Consider the following 19,345-nt stretch of genomic DNA (forward strand, 5'->3'; position numbering starts at 1 on the left):
GCGTAGGGGGGGATAGGAGGTTCTCGGGCGTTTGGTGAGGGACGGGGCGGCCGGCGGCGTGCGCGCCCCCCCCCCCACCCTCCAGCCCCCGTGGCCGGCTCCTTCACCCCTCCGCGAGCAGCGCGTACGCCGCGGCCGCGAACGGGTCCCCGGCGCGGAAGCGGCGGGTGCACAGCGCCGCGACGGCCGTGCCGGTGTCCGGCCGGAAACCCAGGAACGCCTGCTGCCCGAGGGTGGCGCCGCTGTGGAAGTACATCGGTCCGCCCGCGGAGGTGGGGTGGCAGAACCACGCGACGGTGTGGACGTGCCGGTGACCGAGCCCGCGCCGCAGCACCGGTGTGCGCACCGCGCGAAGCGCGCCCGCAAGAGGTGAGCCGCCGGGGTCGAGATGGGCTTCGAGGAACGTCAGCAGGTCGTGCGGGGTGGCCCGGACCGCGCCCGCCGCGGTGAAGCCCCCGGCGTCGAAGGCGGGCAGCGTCCCGGTGCCGTCCTTGGTGTGACCGACGGCGTCCAGGTGCGGGCCGCGGGCCCGCAGGGCGGTGCCGCGCAGAAGCAGGGGGCGCAGCACGTGCTCGGTGAGCAGGTCCTCCCAGCCGGCGCCCAGGGCCGGGGCCAGGGCGTGGCCGAGGACGGCGACGCCGAAGTTGGAGTAGTGCCAGCGGGTTCCGGGCCGGTGCCGGGGGCGGTGCCGCAGGAACGCGTCGACGACCCGTGCGGCGGGGTAGCGGGCGTAGGGGTTGGTGTGCCAGGCGGGCATGGCCTGGAGGTAGAAGTCCCGGGGCAGGGCGGGGAGTCCGGACGTGTGGGTCATGAGGTGGGCGAGGGTGACGGGGGCGCCGCCGGTGTCCCGGCCCGGTCCGAGGAGGCCGAGCGCGTCCTCGCCGCCGGTCAGCCGGCCGCTGTCCACGAGATGGGTCAGGAGCAGGCCGGTGTAGGCCTTGGTGGCGGAGCCGATCTCGTAGCGCAGGTCCTCGCGGGGCAGGTCCGGGGGCGGTGCGGTGCCCCCGGAGCGCAGGGTGCGGCGACCGTGGCGGGTGACGGCGAAGACGACGTCGGGGGCGTCGGAGGCGGCCACCGCGTCCTCCAGGAGCAGTGCCAGCCGTCCGTCCTCCTCCCAGGTGACCGCCGGAGCCTCCGGCAGGGGCTCCACGGTGGCGAGGGGGGCGGCGTCAGGCGGTGGCTCCGGGTCGAACGGTGCTCCCGGCCACGGCGTGCGGGCGCCGGTCATGACGCGTGGGCCAGTTCGCTCAGGGCCCGGGAGGTGGCCAGCACGGAGGCGAACGCGGCGACCAGCGTGGGGTGGTAGACGAGGTCGAAGACCTCGTCGGGGCTGCCCTCGGGCATCGTGCGCAGCGCCGGCATCGCCCCGTCGGGCTGCTGGGCGGCGGCAAATCCCTCCCACGCGCGCGGGTCCAGGGTGGGACGGGGCAGGCAGGCGTCGACGACGAGCAGTTCGCCGAGCAGGTCCCAGCGTCGCAGGTCCAGCCAGTCGTCGAGCCACACCGGCAGCCAGGTGGCGAGGTACTCGGCGAGCGCGGGCGGCAGCCGGTCGGGGTGCTCACCCCAGTCGGTGAGGTGGAACACGGTGTGGGTGACGGTGTAGGCGATGTGGCCCTCGACCGTCCACGGCTCGGGGGTGCGGGCGAGCCAGGTGGCGCCGAGGGCCTCGGCCTCGGACGGGCGCGGCACGAGGCCGAAGCGGCGCTGGAAGGCGGACAGGCCGAGCCGCCGGGTGGGGTTGGCCTCGAACGCGGACCAGCTGCCGAGGCGGTGGTTCAGTACGGCGGCCCGCTCCACCTCGGGCTGGCTGTAGCCGAGTTCCTTGAACGGCAGGTACACCTCGAACGGGATGGGCGAGATCGGCTCGATCCGCTGCCCGCGTACCAGCATGCGGCCGCCGTCGAGGGTGTCGCGCCAGGTGTGGTCCAGCAACTCGCGTGCCATCCGGGCCTGTTGCGATCCTGCCACACCCTCGCGGAACAGCACCTTGCAGATCAGGGCGAGTTCACCGATCGGCTTGAAGCGGTCCAGGAAGCCCACTTCGGGGTCGACGTCCGGCTCCAGCCGGAAGTGGTCGCGGTGGGTCCACAGCCACTCGATGGCGGCGACGCCGACGTGGTGCATCAGGCGGGTCTCGGTCATCGGAGCACCTCCAGCTGCTCGCGGCCGGTGTGCCGGAGCGTCGACGCGGCGGCGAGGACGGCCATCAGGGTGGAGTGGTAGCAGAGGGCGAAGCCGTCACCGTCGTGGCCGCCCTCCTCCGGGACGGCGCCGGTGGGCAGTTGCGCCGCCGCGACGTGCGGCCAGACCGCCGACGCCGTGGCCGCGAGGCGGGGCACACTCCCGGCCACGGCGAGGAGTTCGCAGCTCAGGTCCCACATCCGGGCCTCCACGCAGGTGTCGAGCCAGGCCGGGAGCCAGTCGGCGAGGTAGGACTCCAGCTCCGGCGGCAGGCCCCCTTCGGCGCGTCCCCAGTCGGTGAGGTGGAAGACGACGTGGGTGACGGCGTATCCGGCGGCGCGTTCGAAGGTCCAGGGTTCCGGCAGGCCGCCCAGCCAGGTGCGGTCCAGCGCCGCCGCCCACGGGCCGTGTTCCGGGATGCCGCTGCGGGACTCGGAGTTGAGCACGCCGAGGCGTCGGGTGGGCTCCTGTTCGGTGAGCCGCCAGCCCCGGGTGCGGGCGACGACGGCGGCGGCCGCTTCGTAGGGCTCGTACCGCAGTCCCGCCGCGGCAAAGGCGGCGTACACCTCCAGCGGGTAGGTGGCGAAGGGTTCCAGGCACTGGAGCCGGAGGAGGAGCTGGCCCTGCCCGGTCTGGTCCCAGGCGAACGCCAGCAGCTCGCGGGCGGGCGTGTGCAGGGGGTCGGAGGGCGGCCGGGTGCGGGTCACGGTCGCGCAGACCTGGGCCAGTTCGCCGAGCGGTTTCCAGCTGGCGTCGACGCGCCCGTCGGCGGCCAGCGCGTCCTCGCCCAGGGCGAACTCCTCGCGGTGCGCGCCGGCCCAGGCGAGGGCGGCCGCGGCGAGCTCCGCGACGCCCCGGTCCTCCCGCACGTCGGCGGCGGTCACGCGAACGCACCCTGCCGCGTCAGTCGTGCCGCCTGCAGGTGCAGGGCCACGCGCGCGTCCGCACCGCCCATGAGTTCCACGAAGTCCAGTCCAGCGTCCAGGCCCAGGGTGTCGGGCACCCCGGGCAGCAGGGTCAGCCAGCGTCCGGCGCCGGCGGCCTGGTACCAGTCCCTGCGGCGCACCGCCCGGACGAAGCCCCGGGCGACGTCCACCGGGCGGCGCTCGGCCACGCGCGTGACCGCGCAGTGCTCGCCGGGCCGGGCCAGCGGTGCCAGCACCGCCAGCTGGTGGGTCAGGTGCTGCCAGCCTGCCTCGTCGAGCCAGGCCGTGTCGGGTTCCCCGGCGACCGGTGCGCCCGCGTCGAACAGGCGCAGCGTCCGGGTCATCGCCCAGTGGCTCCAGGCGACGGTGCCGCCCGCGCCCGGACGGGGCGGGTAGGCGGCCACGGCCTCGCGGAACAGGCCGAGTTCGCCGGGGGTGGGCGTGGTGTGCAGCAGTACGTGCGGGAGGAGCACGTCGGCTCCCACCACCCGGACCGCCGCCGAGGCGATGCCGTGTTCCGTCTCGCCCGTCACCGCGGTGCTCTCCTCTCGCATGTGGTCTCCGCTCCGAAGAGCGGAGACCACACCGGAAGCGAGCTCCCGCACCGCGCCCTCCAGGAGGGCGGAAGTGCCAGACTGCTCCATGTCGCTGCTCCCGTCGATCCGGTCAGCCCTTCTTGGGCCGCGGGGTCGGCGGCGACAGCAGCAGCGAACCGCCGCCCTCGGACAGGGCGAGCGCCGCGCACTCGCGGCTGTCGCGGTAGACGCCGTCGGCCTCGGCCGGGTCGAGCACCGCGTCGAGGTCGGCGTTCTCGATGCCGGTGATTTCCGTGGTGATCTTCTCGGTGGAAGGCATGTCACCATCTCCCTCAGGGTGTACTGCGGATCCTTCGGCTACCGGTGTCACCGCATCCACGCGAATGATGCGAACGCCTTCAAAATTCGCATAGTTACCCAGTTCAACTTCTCCTCGGGTGACGCCGCGTCACTCCTCCCGCCGCGCCTCGCGGGGCAACTGCTCCGCGAGACGGCCGGCCTGCGCCAGCAGCGCGCCGTGGACGGCCAGCGCGTCGGGGTCGCCCTGGACCGATTTGGGCAGCCGCTCGCGCAGGGCGTCGAGCGCCTCGTCGAGCTTGCCGACGGCCTCCCGCAGCTCGTCCTCGGACCCGTCACCGAAGCGGGTCCGGGCGTAGAGGTGGATCGCCTCGGCGGCGCGGCACAGGAAGTCCGCGTAGGGGCCGGTGATCCCCGGGTCGGGGCGGCGCGCTCCGCGCCTCTCCTCGGCGACCTCCATGAAGGTGCGGGTCACTCCGGCGGCGTGCACGGCCACGTAGTCCAGGACGGCGACGGCGTCGTCGTACGCCGGGCCGGGCGAGTGGCGGCGGCGCAGGCCGAGCGGATTGGCCCGCATGCTCTCGCGGCTCCAGCCGAGCGAGGAGCGGGCCTGGTCGACCAGCCGCCGCAGGCGCAGCGCCCGTTCGTGCCGGTCCTCGGCGCGGTGGGCGTCCCACTCGTCGTCGCGGATCCCGTCGGCGACGGACGTGAGGATGGCGCGGGCCTCCCCCGCCACGTCCTCCAGGGCGGCCCGGGTGTCGCGCAGGTAGACGGGCGGGCGGATCAGCGCGTTGACCGCGATGCCCACCAGCGCGCCGAAGACGGCCTCGGCGATCCGGGCCGCGGATCCGGTGACGCTGACAGGGGAGTCGGTCAGGACGAAGAGCGCGCCGGTGGCGGCGTAGATGCCCTGGCTGCCCAGCTGGCGCCAGCTGCCCACCAGAACCGCCACGGGGAGGACGACCGCCATCGCGGCCATGGCGTTGCCGAGGGCCAGTACGCCCGCGGTGGCCACCACCGTGCCGAACGCGATGGCCGCCAGTTGCTGCAGACCGTGCGCCAGCGACCGGAACACGGTCGCCTCCACCAGGACGACCGCCACCCACGGCGCGACGAAGGCCATGGGCGCCTGGAGCCACCACCCCACCACGGCCCACGCGACGCACGCGGCGAGCGCGGCCTTGCCCGCCTGTACCGCCAGGTCGCGCTCCCGGCCGGGGCCCGCGCAGGCCCGTCGTATCGCGTCCACGGCGGCGTCATAGCCACGCCGCCCTCGGTGTCCTGTCGTGCGCATCCATCCCATGCCCCCCAGGTGCCACGTATTCCGGGGCCTCCAACCTGCGGAAAGGTGAACGGGCGCGGGAGCGGTGTGGTGCGGATCACTCGGAAAGATCACGAGGCGCCGCACGGGGCCTCGCTGCGATTACCGAATATCGGACAGCAGGAAAACGACTATGGAACCCCGGAGCGACACCGCCCACAAACCTTTCAATCGCAGGCACTATGCGGGGTACGCCGCAGAATGAATGGAACTTACCCTCCGGTCACCGTTCGCTTCAGGGCGAGTCGGCACGGATACCGCAGGAATTAACGTCCTGTTCATGACTCAGCTGGATGCACGGCCCCAGGCCGGAGACACGGGCGGATCCCCCACCGGGGGGATGCGCGCCAAGGGCCTGAGCGGGAATTCCGTCGGCCTGCTGGGCAGCGCGGTCATCGGTGTGTCCACCGTGGCCCCGGTGTACTGCCTCACCTCCACGCTCGGCTCCACCGCGGGCGAGGTGGGCGTGCAGATGCCCGCCGTGTTCCTCGCGGGGTTCCTGCCGATGCTGCTGGTCGCCTTCGCCTACCGCGAGCTGAACAAGGTGATGCCGGACTGCGGCACCTCGTTCACCTGGACGGTCAAGGCGTTCGGGCCGCGGGTGGGCTGGATGTGCGGCTGGGGCCTGGTGATCGCCACGATCATCGTGCTGTCGAACCTGGCCGGCGTGGCCACCTCGTACTTCTGGCTGCTGGCCGGTGAGGTCACAGGGAGTGAGTCCGTCGCCGCGCTGGACGAGAACAAGGCCGTCCACATCCTCACCTGTCTCGCGCTGATCGCGCTCGCCACCGTGATCAGCTATCGCGGCATGACCGCGACCAAGGGGGTGCAGTACGCGCTGGTGGCGCTCCAGCTGGCGGTGCTGGCCGTCTTCGTGGCCATGGCCTTCGGCAAGGCCGGCAGTGTCGACTTCCCGACCTCGGCGCCGTTCTCGTGGTCGTGGCTGAATCCTTTCGCCGTGCAGTCGTTCGGCGCGTTCACCGCCGGACTGTCGCTGTCGATCTTCATGTACTGGGGCTGGGACGCCTGTCTGACCGCCAACGAGGAGACCAGCGGCAGCAGCCGCACCCCCGGTCGCGCGGCCCTGGTCGCCATGGTCGTGCTGGTCGGCTCGTACCTCGCCACGGGCGTGGCGGCGCAGATGGTCGTCGGCTCCGGCGACCAGGGGCTCGGTCTCGCCAACCCCGAGACCTCCGACAACGTCTTCGCCGCGCTCGCCGGCCCGGTGATGGGCCCGGCGCTCGGCATCCTGCTCTTCGTCGCCGTCCTGGCCTCGGCCGCGGCCAGCCTGCAGACCACGTTCATCCCGGTGGCCCGCACGGTGCTGGCGATGTCCACGTACGAGGCCCTGCCCGCCTCGTACGCCCGGGTGCACCCCCGATTCCGGACGCCGGGACGAGCGACGGTGACCGCGGGTGTCGCGACCGGTGTGTTCTACACGGTGATGACGCTGGTCAGCGAGCACGTGCTGGTCGACACCATCTACGCGCTCGGCCTGATGATCTGCTTCTACTACGCCCTGACGGCCTTCGCCTGCGCCTGGTACTTCCGTCGGGAGCTGCTGCGCTCCGGCCGCGACCTGGTCTTCAAGGGGCTGTTCCCCGTGGTCGGCGGCGCGCTGCTGGCGGCGGTGTTCGCCAAGACGCTGATCGACATGTGGGACCCGGCGTACGGCAGCGGCTCGTCGGTGCTGGGGGTCGGGTCGGTGTTCGTGATCGGCGTGGGGCTGCTCGCCCTGGGCCTGGTGATCATGTCCGTCATGCGCTGGCGCAGCCCGGCCTTCTTCCGTGGCGAGGTGCTGACGGCCTCGACGCCGGCGCTGGTCGCCGAGGACTGACGCGCCGGGCCTGCGAGCGGCCCCGCCGACGAGCGAGGCCCCGTCCCCGGGTGGGGGGGACGGGGCCTCGCTCGTGCTACCAGGCGACCGGCAGCCGCTCGGGGATCCGCTTCATGAAGCCGGTGCGCCACACCAGCTGCTCCACCGGAACGGCGAGGTGCAGCTCCGGCAGACGCCGCTGGAGCACCTCCAGGGCGATCCGGGCGTGGGCGCGGCCCAGGGCGGTCGCCGGGCAGTAGTGGGAGCCGCCGCCGAAGGAGAGGTGGTCCCCGGCGTTCTCGCGGTACACGTCGAAGCGGTGCGGGTCGGGGAACTTCTCCGGGTCGAGGTTGGCGCCCTCGACGAGGACCAGCACGAGTTCGCCCCGTCTGACGGGCACGTCGCCGAGCCGGACGTCGGCGAGGGCCAGCCGGGGCAGGGCGTCGCCGATGGAGAGGTTGACCCGCAGCAGCTCCTCCAGGCCCTTGTCGAGGACTTCCGGGTGGTCCCGGAGCAGGTCCCAGGTGGTGCGGTGGACGAGCAGGTGGACCAGCGCCATGGCGAGGAATCCGGCGGTGGAGACAACACCCGCGCCGAACAGGGTGACGCCCACGGTGGCCAGCATCTCGTCCGTGAGGTGCGCGTACTCGGGGTCGACCCGCAGTGCCGCGAGCTCGCCCATCAGACCCTCGGCCGCGGGGTCGTCCAGCAGCGCGGCCATGCGGCCGATGTCCCGGTCCCAGTTGATCTTCGCCCCGGTGACGGGGCACGGCGAGTTCATGAACGCGATGTCGAGGCTGCGCAGGAACCGCGGCGCCTCGCTCTGCGGGATGCCGAGAATCCGGCAGTGCATCGCGGCCGAGTACGGATCGCAGAACGCGCCCCGCAGGTCCGCGGTGGGCCCGGCCGCCACCAGGGCGTCGACGAGCCGCTCGGCCTCCGCGCGCATCCAGGCGGTCAGTCCCGGCGACTTGGGGTTGAGCGCCTTCATCACCGCCCGGCGCAGTCCCGCGCCGGTGATGTTGCCCATGTTGTTCACGACCTCGGGCGGGATCGTCAGGGCGTACTGGCGCGGGACGCCCGGGGCGGAGGTGTCCTTCAGGGAGAACCGGTCGTCCTCCAGGACCTGGCGGCACAGGCTGTGGGAGGACACCAGCCAGGCCTCGTCGCCCGCGATCGTACGGACCCGCCGTACCGGGGTCGTGGCGCGCAGCGCCGCCACCTCGGCGGGCACCCGCGTCCCGTCCCACGAGAACGGGAAGTCGAGGACGTCCGTGGCGCGCGCGGCGTCAAGGGCGGTGGTCATGCGGTGGCTCCTTCGGCGGTGGCGGGGGTGACCACGGCGTGGCCCTGGTTGCGCGAGGCACGCAGGCCGGCGCCGCGCGAGTAGAGCAGTTCCGCCATCGGCAGGAGCTGGTGGTAGCAGTTGAGCGAGGACGGCACACCGAGGATCGCCGGGGTGTCGAGGAAGAGCGGGGCCTCGGCGCACACGTACTCCAGGCACACCGCGCGCTGCTGCTCGCTCGCGCTCTCCCCGCGGGCGGTCAGGAAGCGGCTCACCAGGCCTTCGCAGACCGCGCGGAAGTCGTCGTCCGTGAGCAGCCGGTTCTTCAGCCGCCGGTGGATCTCCTGGTAGGACGGGTTGGCGCGGAGGTCGGACATGGGCTGCCAGCGCAGCCGCGCTCCGCCCGGGTCGGCGGCCGTGACGGCGTCACGGACCTTGGCGCGCACGCCTCTGAGGTTCTTGACCGCTTTTCTGCGGGCGTCGTCGGGGGTGTAGCCGGACGCCTCGTACATCTCGGCCAGGTACAGGTCGGTGTAGACGAAGTCGATCTTCTCGAACCGGTCCAGCCCCCAGCGGGCGAGGTCGTGCAGTCGCCGGGCGGAAAAATAGCTGTTCCCCGGCGAGACACCGATGACGGCATGCGCGCCCTCGGCGTGGATCACCTCGCAGTGGGATGTGTAGGGCTGGACCTGGAAGACGTCGGCCATCAGCACGGATGCTGTGGTCAAAGGGGTAGGCCTCCGCCGCGCGCAAGTCCCTGCGGGGCCCTGTGCCCCCGGTGTGGCGACGCGGCGCGCTCACGCTATCCGCACGGGACGTGCCCGCCTAGTCACGCTGTGAGTTTGACCGAAAACGTTCGTAGCAACAGTCGAGGAGCGGGTCCCGGCACACAGGGGACCCGCTCCTCGTCGGCGGCACGTTCAGTGCTTGAACGTGTCCTTGGTCTTCTCCTTGGCCTGGCGAGCGTCGCCCTTGGACTGCTCAGCCCTGCCCTCGGCGGTCATCCGCTCGTTGCCGACCGCGCGGCCGGCGGCCTCCTTGGCCTTGCCCTTGGCCTGCTCCATCTTGGCCTTGGCCTTCTGGTCTCGCGCCACGATCGTTCACTCCAAGCATCGACGGCGTTCGCTGGCCCTTCCCGAGTGGCCCGTATCGGCGAGTCCCAAACGCCGCTCAGATGTCCCGCTGCTCCAGGGGCCGTACCGCCGGACCCTGCAGGACGCGGCCGTCGGGGGCGAACCGGGAGCCGTGGCACGGGCACTCCCAGGCCTGTTCGGCCCGGTTGAACGCCACGAGGCAGCCCAGGTGGGTGCAGCGCGCCGACACGGCGTGCAAGCGCCCGTCCTCGTCGCGGTGGACCGCGCAGCGCCGGCCGCCCACATGCACGACGGCGCCGTCACCCGGGGCGAGGTCGTCCACGCCCGGACGGGTCAGGCCGGGCAGCCGGTCACCGATGAAGTGCCGGGCGACGGTGGCCTGGTGGCGCAGGAACTGGCCGCCCTCGCGCAGCACCGGGGTGATGCGGCGCGGGTCGTACAGCTCGCTCCACGGCGGCACCTGGCCGCCGGTGATGCGGTCGCAGAGCAGCCGGCCGGCCATGATGCCGCCGCTCATGCCCCAGCCGCCGAAGCCGGTGGCGACGTGGACGTGGCGGCTCGCGTGATGCAGCGGGCCGACGAGCGGGACGTGGTCGGTGGAGTCGTTGTCCTGGGTGGCCCACCGGTGGCTGAGGTGCAGCGTGCCGAAGTGGCGCTCGGCCCAGCTGGTGAGCTTCGCGAACAGTTCCTCGGTGTCCTCGCCGCTGCCGGGGGTGAAGTGCTCGCCGGTCACGATGAGCAGGCGCTTGCCGTCGGCGTACGGTGCCGTGCGCACCGAGCGGGTGCGGTGCTCGGGCGTGATGTACATGCCCACCGGCGCCTCGGCCTCGTCGACGGGCGCGGCGATCACCAGCTCGCGGCGGGGCGAGAGACGGGTGAAGAGCAGGGCGCGGTCGAAGACCGGGTAGTGCGTGGCGACCACGACGGACCGGGCGGTCACCCGGGTGCCCTCCTCCGTGGTCAGCACGCACGGCTCCCCCTCGGTGAGTCCGGTGACGCGGGTGCCCTCGTACAGCTGCCCGCCCTCGGCGCGCAGCGCGTCGGCCAGGGCGAGGAGGTACTTGCGCGGGTGGAACTGCGCCTGGTCCGCGACCCGCACGGCGCCCTCGACCGGGAACGGCAGGTCCGTCTCCGTGACGAACTCGGCGGCCAGGCCCGCCTCCCTGGCCGCCTCCGCCTCGGCCCGCAGCTCCGGGACGCGGCGCCGCCCCTGGGCGAAGGTGTAGGCGGCGGCCTCCTCCCAGTCGCACGCGATGCCCAGCTCCTGGACGATCTCCGCGGCATGGCGGATGGCCTCCGTCTGCGAGCGCGCGTAGAGGCGTGCGGCCTCGACGCCGCGGGTGCGGCGCAGCCGGTCGTAGATCAGGGTGTGCTGGGCGCTGAGCTTGGCGGTGGTGTGCCCGGTGACGCCGGCGGCGATCCGGTCGGCCTCCAGCACCGCGACCCCGTGCCCGCGCCGGGTCAGCTCCCACGCCGTGCTGAGCCCGGCGATGCCGGCGCCGATGACGGCGACGTCCACCTGGACGTCACCGGCGGGCGGGGGCGCCGGTTCGCCGGGCGGGGCGGTGTCGAGCCAGTACGACGCGTGGAATGCAGCCTGCTCGGTCATGGCCGCCGAGTGCCCTCGGCGGGTGCCGATCACACGAGGCTGTTCGCACCGGGCCGAGGAAACAGGTCAGCCGAGGACACGGGTCAAAGGCGACGGAAGCGCCACACGTTGTCCTCGCGGAAGCCCTCCTCGCCCTCGGGCGACACGCTGGGCCGTCGTACCGTCTCCGAGGTCTCGACCGTCCAGTGCTCCTGCGGCAGCGCCAGTTCGGCCGGCACGCTCTGCCGCGTGGGGAAGACGTGGGCGAAGGGCGGCTCGGTCTGCCAGGAGGGCCAGCCGGCGTGCATCACCACCAGGAGCGTGCCGTGCTCGGCGACGGCGTCTGCGGCGCTCCGCAGCACCACCTGCTGGTCCAGACCGACCGGCGACTGGAGGTACTGCGCGTTGACCAGGTCGAAGCGGCCCTCGGGGAAGCTCAGGCCGAGTTCGTGCCGTTCCCAGGCGGTGCGGTCGCCGACCCCGGCGTCGGCGGCGTGCCGGGCCGCGCGTTCCAGGGCGGTGGGCGAGATGTCCACGCCGGTGACCCGCCAGCCCTGCGACGCCAGCCACACCGCGTCGGCGCCCTCCCCGCAGCCCAGGTCGAGGGCGGTGCCGGGCCGCAGACCGGTCACCTCGCGCACGAGCAGGGCGTTGGGGCGGCCGCTCCAGACACGGTCGGTGTCGCGGTAGCGGCTCTCCCAGAAGGCGGCGGGCTCGGTGGGCGCGGGGAGTTCGGTCATGGTCTCTCCTCGGTGGCGACGGCGCTGACGGCGCCGGCGGGCGCCCGTGACCGAGCCTGTCCCGGCCCGGACGCACGCCACAAATGTCTTTGCCGATACCGCAACTGCCTGTCCTGGGCGCTGTCGTACGGTGGTGGCCGTGCAGACCAGCGACCAGGGCCCCGAGGCGGCGGCGACCCGGTTCACCGGGCGGGCGGTGACCGGCGCGGTGCACGTGTCCGCCACGCTCGCCGAGGTCGCCCTCGACGACGGGCGGGTGGTGATGGTGAAGCGCCAGGACGCGCCCGGCGGTGCGGGAGCCGAGGCGGCGGGCCTGCGCTGGCTCGGCGCCGCCGGCACGGTGCGCGTACCGGCCGTGCACGGTCACGACGAGCGGTGGCTGGTGACCGACCGGGTGCCCGTCGGACGGCCCACCGCGCGCACGGCTCGGCGGTTCGGACGGGACCTGGCCGCACTGCACGCCTGCGGCGCGGCGGCGTTCGGGGCTCCGCCGCCGGGCGGCCCCGCGCACGCCTCGATCGGACTCGCCCCCCTGCGCAACGTCCCCGGCACCTACTGGCCCCGGTGGTACGCCGAGCACCGCGTCCTGCCGTACCTGCGGCGTGCCGTGGACGACGGCACCCTGCACGCCACCGAGGCCGACGTCGTGGAGCGGGTCTGCGAGCGGCTCCCGCACCTCGCGGGGCCCGCCGAACCACCGGCCCGACTGCACGGCGACCTGTGGAACGGCAATGTGCTGTGGGGCGCCGACGGACACGCCTGGCTCATCGACCCGGCCGCGCACGGCGGGCACCGCGAGACCGACCTCGCGATGCTGCGGCTCTTCGGATGCGCCCATCTCGACGAGGTGCTGCACGGCTATCAGGAGACCGCCCCGCTCGCCGCGGGGTGGCGCGACCGGGTCGCGCTGCACCAGCTCTTCCCGCTGCTCGTGCACGCCGTGCTCTTCGGGCGGTCCTACGCCGTACGGGCGCTGGCGGCGGCGCGGGCGATCCCGGCGGGCTGAGCCGACGGCGCCCGTGCGGTCGCCGGGCCCGCCCGCCGCCCGTGTCGGCGCCCGGGATACAGTTCCGCCTTCGGCCGAGAGGAGACACGACGGTGCGGGTCGGGGCGGGATGCACGTGGCGGGGGCTGGTCCACGTGGCGTTGGTGGCGGGGCTGTTGACCGGCTGCGGGGCGGCGGACGACTCCGCGGAGTCCTCGGGCACGTCGGCGGACGGCGCCGGGCAGCGGGCCGACGAGGGGGACGCGGGCGACGATGTCGCGAGCGGCGGCACGATCGGCGCCGCGGGCTCCCCGTGCGAGCTGCCCGTCACCTTCGACATCGCCGCGCAGTGGACGGCCGAGTCCGTCAGCACCCCCGGCGAGGACGCGCCCGAGGATCTCGCGGACATGATGTGGCGGCAGGGGCCGGTCACCGCCGCCTGCGAGGTGGACGCCAAGCCCGCCGGGCACATCGGCTTCCTGCGGGTCTGGACCGGTGAGCCGGGCAGCGCCGACGCGCGCACCGCGCTGGAGGGGTTCGTCGGCGCCGACGCGGGCGCCGGGGAGGAGAAGTACCGGCCGTTCGAGGCGGGGGGCCTCGTCGGCGCCGAGGTGGAGTACCGCTACACGAGCGAGCTGACGGAGGACACCAAGACCGAGCACGCGCTCGCCGTCGTCACGTCGGCCGGCCCGGTCGTCCTGCACCTCGGCGGGCTGGACACCGCCGAGCACGAGGCGATGCTCCCGGCGTACGAGCTCGCGAAGCGGACCTTGCGGGCATCCTGACCCTCGCGGCCACCGGTCCGCGCCACCGGGCGCGTCCTTCGGCGGATCGGCGACGTCCGGGCGGGTTCCGTGGAGCGCCCCATGGCGTACGCTCCGGACTCACTCCCGCCCGGGTGCGGGCAGGGGGCGTCGTGGCGCATTCTTGCTGTGTCGCCTGCGCGACAGCGCGCATGGACGAGGTAGGGCCGATGACTGGGAGCGCGAGCGCCGAAGGCCGCAGCGGGACACCCGGTGGGCTGGCCACGCTGCTGGCCGACGCCGCCGGCGAGGCCGTCCGCGCCACGGACGGTCGCGCCGCGGGGATCTACCTTCCGTCGAGCAGCCCCGGTGTGCTGCGGCTCGCGGTCCTCGTCGGGCTGCCCGGCCGGCTGTACCGGCCCTGGTGGCGGCTGCACGTGGACCGCCGGTTCCCGGTCGCCGACGCCTACCGGCTCGGGGTGAAGGTGGTACTGCCCAACAGCACCGAGAGCATGCGCCGCTATCCGCAGTTCGCCGCCGGGCTGCCGTTCCCGGTCGGAACGATCAACGTGCCCGTCATGGGCTCCGCGGCACCCTTCGGCGTACTGACCGTCCTCCTGCCGTCCGTCGCCGACGGTACCGAGCTGCTGGCGCGGCGGGACCGGCTCGCCGAGATAGCCGAGGAGCTGGCGACCGGCGTGCGGCGCTTGCAGGCGTCCGGGGTGCCGCTGCTGTGGGAGGACGAGCCGCTGTGCATGCGACCGCCCGGAACGCGCCACGCGCCGGGGCGGATCGGGCGCTTCACCTGGCAGCCGGCGACCGATGTGGTCACCGTGGACGACGGCGCCCGCACCCTGCTCCGGCTGGCCGAGGAGGACCGGCCGTGGGCGTCGAAGGCGCTGGTGCGCGCGGTGGCCCCGGAGGACGCGGGGCGGTTCGCGGATCTGCTGCGCGAGGCGGCCGGCGGCAAGCAGCCGTGCGCTCCGCTGCGGGTGCGCACCCTGGAGGGCGCGCCGCGGCTGGTGGAACTGTGGCGGCCGGACGCCGCCGCGCACGGCCCGGACCAGCCGGTCGGCGGGATCGTCCTCGACGCGAACTCGATGGCGGACGCGGCCGCCGACCAACTGCCCCAGGGCGTGTTCTGCGTGGACCGGCTGGGGCTGATCGTCTACGCCAATCCGCGCGCCGCCGAGCTGCTGGCCGAACCTCGGGCCCGCTTCCTCGGGCGTGCGCTGTGGGAGGGCGTGCCGTGGCTCGGCCGGTCGGCGTGCGAGGACCATCTCCGGGCTGCGCTGCTGGCCCCCGAGCCCGTGCACTTCCACGTCCGGCGGCCGCCGCCGGGCGAACGCGAGACCTGCTCCGACTCTTCCGAGGCGTACGACGGTGACTGGCTGTCCGTCTCCGTCCATCCCGGCCCGGACTTCCTCACCTGCACCGTGATCCCCGGCCATCGCGGCGCGCAGGCCCCGGCACCTCCCGAGGCACCGGCCGAGGTGACGGCGGCGAACGACGTGCCCGGCTCCGAGGTCGCCACGACCTCGCTGGTGCACCGGCCCATCGTCCTCGCCATCGCGCTCACCGAGGCGACCACCGCCCGTCAGGTCTCCGCGGTGGTGATGCAGGAGCTGCTGCCCGCGTTCGGCGGCCGCCGGCTCGCCATCTACCTGCTGCAGGAACGGCACCTGTACCTGGCCTGGGAGACCGGCTTCCCGACCGGGTTCCTCGCGCCGTTCGAGGGAGTGGGCCTGGACGCCCGGCTGCCCGGCGTGGAGACGCTGACCACCGGCCAGCCGCTGTTCTTCGACTCGATGCAGCAGCTGGCGGCCACGTACCCGGGCATTCCCCTGGACGCGACCGAGGGGGCGCGCGCCTTTCTGCCGCTGATCGCGTCGGGGCGGCCGGTCGGTTCCTGCATCCTCGGCTTCGACCGGTCCCGCAGCTTCAGCACCGAGGAGCGCACGGTCCTCACCGCGCTCGCCGGACTGATCGCGCACGCCATGGAGAAGGCGCAGCGCTACGAGACCGAGGCCGCGCTGGCCCGCGGACTCCAGCGCGCCCTGCTGCCGCGGCGGCTGCCGGTCCATCCCCGCGTGGAGACGGCGGGCCGCTATCTGCCCGGCACCCAGGGCATGGACGTCGGCGGCGACTGGTACGACGTCGTCGAGGCCGGGGACGGGCTCGCCCTGGTGATCGGCGACGTGCAGGGGCACGGGGTGCAGGCGGCGGCGACCATGGGTCAGCTGCGCAGCGCGGTGCGCGCGTTCGCCCTCGACGACCGGCCGCCGGACGACGTGCTCAGCGGCACCAACCATCTGCTCATCGACCTCGACCCGGGCCAGTTCGCCACGTGCTGCTACGTCCGGCTGGACCCGCTCACCGGCCGGGCCATGGTGGCGCGCGCGGGGCATCCGCCGCCGCTGCTGCGCCGCCCGGGCGGCCGTACGCTCGTGCTCGACATTCCCGGTGGTGTGGTGCTCGGCGTGGATCCGCTCGCCCACTACCCGGTGACGGAGCTGGTGATGGACCCCGGCGCCGTGCTCGCGCTGTACACGGACGGGCTCGTCGAGCGGGCCGGCGACGACATCGACGTGGGGATCAGCGCGCTGCGGGTGGCGCTGGCCAAGGCCGGCGCCTCGGCGGGCCGTCGGGGCGGCCGTTCCCTGGTGAGCGTCGCCGACCGGCTCACGGCCACCGCCCGGCATTCCGCGAACCGCCCCGACGACATCGCCCTGCTCCTCGCGGCCCGGCGGGCCGGCAAGCCGCTATGAGACCCCGGACAGCGGACGGTGCCGCCGGGCCCGAGGGCAGGCCCGGCACCGTCCCCGGCGCCCCGGGAAAGCCGCCCAAGAACCCTGTTCCCGGGCCCCGTCACCTGGCACAAGCGGCTCACCACACGGCGTGACTTCCCTCGCCTCCTCGGGCTCGGGAGTGTAGACAGGGCTCATGGTCCGCCCATTGGGCCGGTCGCGGACTCGGCCCACCCGTCCTCCCGCAGCAGAGCACGCCGCACGCACGCCTGTTTCCGGGCAGAGCGAGCGGCGGCCCCGGTCTGCCACGAGCGACGGGCCCGACGGGCCAGGGCACGGCGGCCGTTCACGGTGGAGTCCCGCCGCGGCGGTGCGCTCCGCGCTGAGCGGACGCAGCGTCGCCGGACAGGTGTTCGTCTTCCAGGTCCTGATCGTGCTGCTGCTGGTGGTGGTGGCCGTGGTGGCGCTGGTCCTGCAGAGCCGCAGCGACACCACCGAGGAGGCCCGCAACCGGTCCCTGGCGGTCGCCGAGACCTTCGCCAACGCGCCGGGCACCCGTGCGGCACTGAAGAGCCCCGACCCGTCGGCCATTCTGCAGCCGAGCGCCGAAGCCGCGCGCAAGGCGACCGAGATCGACTTCATCGTCGTGATGAACACGGACGGCATCCGCTACACGCACCCGGTCCCGGACCGGATCGGCAAGCAGTTCGTCGGCACGATCGGCCCCGCGCTGGCCGGGGGGACCGTGGTCGAGGAGGTCGAGGGGACCATAGGGTCGCTGGTGCAGGCCGTGGTCCCGGTCAAGGACCGCGACGGCAGGGTGGTCGGTCTCGTCTCGGCCGGCATCACCACCGAGCACGTGGGGGGCGCGGCGAACCGGCAGCTGCCCCTGCTGCTGTTCACCGCGGCGGCCGGGCTCGTCATGGCGACGGCGGGCACGGCCCTGGTGAGCCGGCGGCTGCTGCGCCAGACCCGGGGCCTCGGCCCGCGCGAGATGACCCGGATGTACGAACACCACGACGCGGTGCTGCACGCCGTCCGCGAGGGCGTGCTCATCGTCGGCGCCGAGGGCGATCTGCTGCTCGCCAACGACGAGGCCCGCCGGCTGCTCGGTCTGCCCGACGACGCCGAGGGCCGTGCGGTCGACGACCTCGGGCTGCCGGCGGACATCGCTGCGCTCCTGGCGTCGGGGCAGGCCGTCACGGACGAGGTCCGGCTCGTCAAGGACCGGCTGCTGGCGATCAACCAGCGCCCCACCCATCTGCGCGGTGGCCCCCACGGCAGCGTCGCCACCCTGCGCGACTCGACCGAACTGCGGGCCCTGTCCGGCCGCGCGGACCTGGCACGCGAACGCCTCGACATGCTGTACGCGGCCGGTGCGGGGATCGGCACCAGCCTGGACGTCACCCGGACCGCCGAGGAGCTGGCGAACCTGGCCGTGCCCCGGTTCTCGGACTTCGCGACCGTGGACCTGTTCGACGCCGTGCTGAGCGGTGAGCAGCCCGAGGCCGGGACCGAGATGCGCCGCACGGCCCTCGCGGGGGTGCGCGAAGATCCGCCGCTGTATCGGGTGGGCGCGCGGATCCAGTTCGTGCACACCTCGCCGCAGGCCCGCAGCCTGCGCGCCGGGCAGGCGACCCTGGAGCCGCGCCTGCGCGACGCGCCGGGCTGGCACGCGCAGGACTTCGAACTCACCTCGCAGGCCCTGGACTACGGGATCCACTCGCTGATCACGGCGCCGCTGCGGGCGGGCTCCCTGATCCTCGGCATGGTCACCTTCTGGCGCGGGGCGGGCTCCGCGCCCTTCGACTCGGAGGACCTGACGCTCGCCGAGGAGCTGGTCGCCCGCGCCGCCGTGTCCATAGACAACTCCCGCCGCTACACGCGCGAGCACACGATGGCGGTGACGCTCCAGCGCAGTCTGCTGCCCCGCACCCTGCCCGAGCAGAGCGCCCTGGAGATCGCCTACCGGTACCTGCCCGCCCAGGCCGGGGTCGGCGGCGACTGGTTCGACGTACTGCCGCTGTCCGGCGCCCGGGTCGCCCTGGTCGTCGGGGACGTGGTGGGGCACGGGCTGCACGCGGCGGCCACGATGGGCCGGCTGCGCACCGCGGTGCACAACTTCTCCTCGTTGGACCTCGCGCCCGACGAACTGCTCGGCCTGCTCGACGAACTGGTCGGCCGGATCGACCAGGACGAGGAGGCCGAGGGCGGCACCGCGCCGGTCACCGGCGCGACCTGCCTGTACGCGATCTACGACCCGGTGGTGAGCCACTGGTCGATCGCCCGCGCCGGCCACCCCCCGCCGGCGCTGGTGCGGCCGGACGGCACCGTGGAGTTCCCCGATGTGCCCGCGGGGCCGCCGCTGGGACTCGGCGGTCTGCCGTTCGAGACCGCGGAGATCGAGGTCACGGAGGGAAGCCGGCTGGTGATGTACACCGACGGACTGGTGGAGGACCGGGACCGCGACATCGACGTCGGCCTCGAACTGCTGCGCGCCGCGCTGGAGCAGGCCGGGCCGTCGCCGGAGGACACCTGCCGGGCGGTCCTCGACTCCCGGCTGCCGGTCCGGCACAACGACGACATCGCCCTGCTGGTCGCCCGCACGCAGGCCCTCGGCCCGGACCGGGTGGCCGCCATCGACGTACCGTCCGACCCGGCGGCCGTGGCCGAGGTGCGTGCCACGGTCACCCGGCGCCTGACGGAGTGGGGTCTTGAGGAGCTGGCGTTCACCACCGAACTCATCCTGAGCGAGCTGGTCACCAACGCGATCCGCTACGGCGGCCCGCCCATCAGGGTGCGGGTGCTGCGGGACCGGAGCCTGATCTGCGAGGTCTTCGACGGCAGCAGCACCGCGCCGCACCTGCGGTACGCGGCCATGACCGACGAGGGCGGGCGCGGCCTGTTCCTGGTCGCGCAGCTCGCCGAACGCTGGGGGACGCGCTACCTGCCGGGCGGCAAGGTGATCTGGGCCGAGCAGCCGCTGCCGTGAGCTGAATCCCGTCCCGGTCCGTATCTGAGGGCGTCCGAGGTGTTCTCAGCACGCACCGCGTCTGGTAGGAAACTTTCCTGTTGGTTCGCACGGC

The 19,345-nt window shown here is 73.8% G+C and carries 16 protein-coding genes; 5 read left to right on the forward strand and 11 right to left on the reverse strand.

The window, feature by feature from the left end; all coding sequences use genetic code 11:
* Window positions 1–103: 103 nt before the first annotated feature.
* The 6 genes from ACZ7LV_RS18195 to ACZ7LV_RS18220 all read right to left on the reverse strand — a co-directional run bounded on the left by ACZ7LV_RS18195 (window position 104) and on the right by ACZ7LV_RS18220 (window position 5,243).
* Window positions 104–1,228 (reverse strand): serine hydrolase domain-containing protein, encoded by a 1,125-nt coding sequence (locus ACZ7LV_RS18195; RefSeq protein WP_471940406.1) that lies wholly within the window; start codon window positions 1,226–1,228, stop codon window positions 104–106.
* Window positions 1,225–2,142, reverse strand: a complete 918-nt coding sequence (locus tag ACZ7LV_RS18200; protein ID WP_471940407.1) for a DUF6895 family protein — start codon at window positions 2,140–2,142, stop codon at window positions 1,225–1,227. Before ACZ7LV_RS18200 ends, ACZ7LV_RS18195 begins: the two co-directional genes overlap by 4 nt.
* A complete protein-coding gene (locus ACZ7LV_RS18205; protein WP_471940409.1) occupies window positions 2,139–3,065 on the reverse strand; it encodes a DUF6895 family protein in 927 nt (308 codons plus the stop codon). The genes ACZ7LV_RS18200 and ACZ7LV_RS18205 overlap by 4 nt, the downstream gene beginning before the upstream one ends.
* Window positions 3,062–3,751, reverse strand: coding sequence for a hypothetical protein (locus tag ACZ7LV_RS18210; RefSeq protein WP_471940410.1), 690 nt, complete (start codon window positions 3,749–3,751; stop codon window positions 3,062–3,064). The genes ACZ7LV_RS18205 and ACZ7LV_RS18210 overlap by 4 nt, the downstream gene beginning before the upstream one ends.
* A gap of 22 nt (window positions 3,752–3,773) precedes the next feature.
* Window positions 3,774–3,962, reverse strand: coding sequence for a hypothetical protein (locus tag ACZ7LV_RS18215; protein WP_401670680.1), 189 nt, complete (start codon window positions 3,960–3,962; stop codon window positions 3,774–3,776).
* 129 nt (window positions 3,963–4,091) lie between these two features.
* Window positions 4,092–5,243 carry an FUSC family protein gene (locus tag ACZ7LV_RS18220; RefSeq protein ID WP_471940412.1) on the reverse strand — a complete coding sequence of 384 codons (1,152 nt, stop codon included), beginning with the start codon at window positions 5,241–5,243 and terminating at the stop codon, window positions 4,092–4,094.
* 298 nt (window positions 5,244–5,541) lie between these two features.
* Between ACZ7LV_RS18220 and ACZ7LV_RS18225 the strand changes: the two genes are divergently transcribed.
* On the forward strand, window positions 5,542–7,098 hold the full coding sequence (locus tag ACZ7LV_RS18225; RefSeq protein ID WP_471940413.1) for an APC family permease: 1,557 nt from the start codon (window positions 5,542–5,544) through the stop codon (window positions 7,096–7,098).
* A 76-nt stretch (window positions 7,099–7,174) separates the two neighbouring features.
* Here ACZ7LV_RS18225 and ACZ7LV_RS18230 read toward each other — a convergent pair whose 3' ends face one another.
* From ACZ7LV_RS18230 to ACZ7LV_RS18250, 5 genes are all read right to left on the reverse strand, one after another.
* On the reverse strand, window positions 7,175–8,383 hold the full coding sequence (locus ACZ7LV_RS18230; protein ID WP_471940414.1) for a cytochrome P450: 1,209 nt from the start codon (window positions 8,381–8,383) through the stop codon (window positions 7,175–7,177).
* Window positions 8,380–9,090: a cyclodityrosine synthase gene (locus ACZ7LV_RS18235; RefSeq protein WP_471940415.1), complete on the reverse strand. Its 711-nt coding sequence runs from the start codon at window positions 9,088–9,090 to the stop codon at window positions 8,380–8,382. Before ACZ7LV_RS18235 ends, ACZ7LV_RS18230 begins: the two co-directional genes overlap by 4 nt.
* A 192-nt stretch (window positions 9,091–9,282) precedes the next feature.
* Window positions 9,283–9,456, reverse strand: a complete 174-nt coding sequence (locus tag ACZ7LV_RS18240) for a CsbD family protein (protein ID WP_401670692.1) — start codon at window positions 9,454–9,456, stop codon at window positions 9,283–9,285.
* 76 nt (window positions 9,457–9,532) lie between these two features.
* The gene (locus ACZ7LV_RS18245; protein WP_471940416.1) at window positions 9,533–11,065 is read right to left on the reverse strand and encodes an FAD-dependent oxidoreductase; all 1,533 of its coding nucleotides are present in this window, start codon (window positions 11,063–11,065) and stop codon (window positions 9,533–9,535) included.
* Between the two features lie 83 nt (window positions 11,066–11,148).
* Window positions 11,149–11,784 carry a class I SAM-dependent methyltransferase gene (locus ACZ7LV_RS18250; RefSeq protein ID WP_471940418.1) on the reverse strand — a complete coding sequence of 212 codons (636 nt, stop codon included), beginning with the start codon at window positions 11,782–11,784 and terminating at the stop codon, window positions 11,149–11,151.
* Between the two features lie 139 nt (window positions 11,785–11,923).
* On the opposite strand from ACZ7LV_RS18250, the gene ACZ7LV_RS18255 reads away from it, so the two are divergent.
* From ACZ7LV_RS18255 to ACZ7LV_RS18270, 4 genes are all read left to right on the forward strand, one after another.
* Window positions 11,924–12,790: a fructosamine kinase family protein gene (locus ACZ7LV_RS18255; protein WP_471940420.1), complete on the forward strand. Its 867-nt coding sequence runs from the start codon at window positions 11,924–11,926 to the stop codon at window positions 12,788–12,790.
* Between the two features lie 92 nt (window positions 12,791–12,882).
* Complete coding sequence (locus tag ACZ7LV_RS18260; protein ID WP_471940421.1) at window positions 12,883–13,554, forward strand: lipoprotein; 672 nt, start codon at window positions 12,883–12,885, stop codon at window positions 13,552–13,554.
* A 188-nt stretch (window positions 13,555–13,742) separates the two neighbouring features.
* Entirely contained in the window at window positions 13,743–16,280 is a 2,538-nt protein-coding gene (locus ACZ7LV_RS18265) for a SpoIIE family protein phosphatase (protein ID WP_471940422.1), read from the forward strand.
* 175 nt (window positions 16,281–16,455) lie between these two features.
* A complete protein-coding gene (locus ACZ7LV_RS18270; protein WP_471940424.1) occupies window positions 16,456–19,251 on the forward strand; it encodes a SpoIIE family protein phosphatase in 2,796 nt (931 codons plus the stop codon).
* The last annotated feature ends 94 nt before the right edge of the window (window positions 19,252–19,345 follow it).

The organism is Streptomyces sp. NPDC107562, assembly GCF_055657325.1.